The following is a 2,899-nucleotide window of genomic DNA, read 5'->3' on the forward strand; positions in this document are numbered from 1 at the left end:
CCCATCCACGGTGCTTGGATGGGCCGTAGGTGACCCCGCGTTGCCGTTAGGCGTCGACTACTAGACTCCCAGGAAGCTGACGGCGCCCTGCTTGAAGGCACGGCTGGTGATGGCGTTGGTGTGGTTCCGGCCCGGCAGGATCAGCTGCTCGACCATGGCACCGGCCTTCGCGCCCAGGGCGGCGAGGTCCGGCATCGACGCGGCGCGCTCGTCCTTTTCCCCGGCCACGAGCAGCATCGGCATGTGCGGCACGGCTTCGGCGGGATCGAAGGGCTCGCTTTTGATGGCCTCCACGAGGGACAACAGCGAGAAAATGTTGTTGCTGGGCAGCATCTGCGCCATCTTCAGCAGCCCGGCGGTGGACGCGTCGGCGATCGGCGTGCCGTCCGCAAGGTAGCGTTGCGCGGCAACCAGGTCGAAGTCGGCCAGCGGATCGGCGACATTGGGACCGCCCAGGACCAGCCGGTGCACCAGCTCATGCTGGGTGGCGCCGAACTCCCAGGCGAGCCGGGAGCCGAGCGAGTAGCCGATCAGGTCCAGCCCGCTGGACGGGTCGCCGTCGCGCAGGGGGCGGACACCGGCGTCGAACGCGATCTGCAGCAGATCCGCGCGGATCCTGCTGGGCGCGTACGAGTCCATGTCCTCGGGGGCGCCGCTGCGGCCGTGGCCGGGCAGGTCCACCGTGATGACGCGGCGGCCGGCTTCCAGCAGCGCGGTCAGCCAGCCGGTGTCCTCCCAGTTGAGCTTGGAGGAGGAGGAAAAGCCGTGCAGCAGCAGCACCGGTCGCAGTCCGGCGTCGGATTCGGGTTCGTGCACCCCGACGTACAGCTGGGGGTCGGTGCCCTCAACGGTGTGGGAATGCTGTTCGCCGGTGTGTCTGCCGCTCATGGTGTCAGTCCTCATCAAGTACGGCGCTCAGGCGGACCCGGCGCTTCGGTGCCTCTTCCTTCGGGACCGTGCCCACAATGCCGGCGGTGTTGTCCGGCACCTCGAACACAATCAGGGGCTCACCGACATTGATCTTGTCGCCGGGCCCGCCGTGGATACGCACTACCTTACCCACCTGCGGGCTGGGCAATTCCACGGCTGACTTGGTGGTTTCGACCTCCACAAGCGGCTGGTTCCGCTCCACCTGGTCGCCCGGGGCCACCAGCCATTCCAGCACGGTTGCCTCGATCAAGCCCTCGCCGAGGTCGGGGAGCGGGAAGGAAATTTCAGCCACGTTTGTACTCCAATACTCGCTGGATGCCGAAGAGGATCCGGTCAATGTTCGGGATGTATTCGTCTTCCAGATCGCCCGAGGGGTACGGGACGTCGAAGCCGGTCACACGCTCCACCGGCGCCTTGAGCGTGTCGAAGCAGGACTGCGTGATCAGCTGCGCCACCTCGGCGCCCAGCCCCGAGGTGAGCGGCGCTTCGTGGACGACGACGGCGCGGCGCGTCTTGCGCACGGAGGCCGCCAGCGCGGCGGCGTCAATCGGCTTGAGCCAGCGCAGGTCCAGGACCTCGATGTCGATCCCGTCTTCGGCGGCGAGTTCGGCCACCTGGAGGCAGCGGGCCACCATGGCGCCCCACGCGACCAGGGTCAGGTGCCGGCCTTCGCGCATGACCTTGGCGCCGGTGGGGGAGCCGCCACCGGCGTCATGTGTAGCGGTGTCCACCTCGCCCTTCTGCCAGTAGCGGGACTTCGGCTCCATGAAGATCACCGGGTCCGGCCGGGTGGTGGCGTACTTGAGCAGGTGGTAGGCCTCGTGCGGGTTCGACGGCGAGACCACCTTCAGGCCCGGAACGTGGGCGAAAAGCGCCTCGAGGCTTTCGCCGTGGTGTTCGGGGGCGCGGATGCCGCCGAAGCTGGGCACCCGCAACGTGATGGGCATTGGCATGGTGCCGCGGCTGCGGTAGTTCATCCGGGCGATTTGGCAGACGATCTGGTTGATGGCCGGGTAGGCGAAGCCGTCGAACTGGACCTCGGGGATGGGGTGGAACCCCGCCATCGCCAGGCCCACGGACATGCCGAGAATGCCGGATTCCGCCAGCGGGGTGTCAAAGACGCGCTGTTCGCCGTGTTTGGCCTGCAGCCCGTCAGTGATCCGGAAGACGCCGCCGAGCCGGCCGCAGTCCTCACCGAAGATCAGGGTCCTGGGGTTGTCCGCCAGGACCTCATCAAGGGCCCGGTTCAGGGCCTGCTGCATGGACATCACGGTGGTGGAAGCGGGTGTGCCTTTGCTCGTGCGTGCAGCGGCACTGCTTTCAAGGGTCGAGTTAGACATGTTCGGACTCCTCGCGCCAGTTGGCGGCCTGGGCCTGCAGGGCAGGGGTGGTTTCCTGGAAGACCAGGTCAAACATTTCGGTGCCGGGGCGGGACCCGAGCGCCTGGATGCCGGTGCGGATCTGTTCCTCCTCGGCCTTGGCGGCGGCGAGGGCTTCGGCGAAGAAGGACTCGTCGGCGATGCCGTCGGCGAGCAGCCGCTGCCGGAGACGTTCCAACGGGTCCATCCCGGCGCCGTCGCGCTCCTCGTCGAGGGAGCGGTAGCGTCCCGGATCGTCGGAGGTCGAGTGCGGGCCGCGGCGGTAGGTCATGGCCTCGATGAGCACGGGGCCGTTTCCGGCCCGGGCGTGTGCGAAGGCACGCCGGGTGGCCTCGACGACGGCGACGACGTCGTCGCCGTCGATCTGCAGTGCCGGCATGCCATAGCCGGCGGCGCGGGCGGCGACGGAGCCTCCCGCCACCTGGCGTTCGGTGGGAACCGAGATTGCCCAGCCGTTGTTCTGGACGAAGAACACGACGGGGGCCTTCATCACGGCGGCGAAGTTCAGGGCCTCGTGGACGTCGCCCTGCGAGGACGCGCCGTCGCCGAAGTACGTCATGGCGACGCCGTCTTTTTTGTCCAGTGTCTGG

4 protein-coding genes are annotated in these 2,899 nt (G+C 68.0%); all 4 read right to left on the reverse strand.

Annotated elements, in window-relative coordinates; translation table 11 throughout:
• Positions 1–60 precede the first annotated feature (60 nt).
• From K789_RS0101525 to K789_RS26705, 4 genes are read right to left on the reverse strand one after another with little or no spacing between them, the layout of a single operon-like run.
• A complete protein-coding gene (locus K789_RS0101525; RefSeq protein ID WP_024365203.1) occupies positions 61–888 on the reverse strand; it encodes an alpha/beta fold hydrolase in 828 nt (275 codons plus the stop codon).
• A 4-nt stretch (positions 889–892) separates the two neighbouring features.
• Entirely contained in the window at positions 893–1,222 is a 330-nt protein-coding gene (locus K789_RS0101530) for a biotin/lipoyl-containing protein (protein WP_024365204.1), read from the reverse strand.
• Complete coding sequence (locus K789_RS0101535; RefSeq protein ID WP_024365205.1) at positions 1,215–2,270, reverse strand: alpha-ketoacid dehydrogenase subunit beta; 1,056 nt, start codon at positions 2,268–2,270, stop codon at positions 1,215–1,217. The genes K789_RS0101530 and K789_RS0101535 overlap by 8 nt, the downstream gene beginning before the upstream one ends.
• Positions 2,263–2,868: a thiamine pyrophosphate-dependent enzyme gene (locus tag K789_RS26705; protein WP_416352780.1), complete on the reverse strand. Its 606-nt coding sequence runs from the start codon at positions 2,866–2,868 to the stop codon at positions 2,263–2,265. The genes K789_RS0101535 and K789_RS26705 overlap by 8 nt, the downstream gene beginning before the upstream one ends.
• Positions 2,869–2,899: the final 31 nt, after the last annotated feature.

It is taken from the genome of Arthrobacter sp. TB 26 (genome assembly GCF_000427315.1).
In the GTDB taxonomy this organism is placed as follows: Bacteria; Actinomycetota; Actinomycetes; order Actinomycetales; family Micrococcaceae; genus Arthrobacter.

Bases quoted from the DNA above. Each gene is read 5' to 3' on its own strand.
- K789_RS0101525 (WP_024365203.1), bottom strand. From the start codon at position 888: ATGAGCGGCAGACACACCGGCGAACAGCATTCCCACACCGTTGAGGGC.
- K789_RS0101535 (WP_024365205.1), bottom strand. From the start codon at position 2,270: ATGTCTAACTCGACCCTTGAAAGCAGTGCCGCTGCACGCACGAGCAAA.
- K789_RS26705 (WP_416352780.1), bottom strand. From the start codon at position 2,868: ATGACGTACTTCGGCGACGGCGCGTCCTCGCAGGGCGACGTCCACGAG.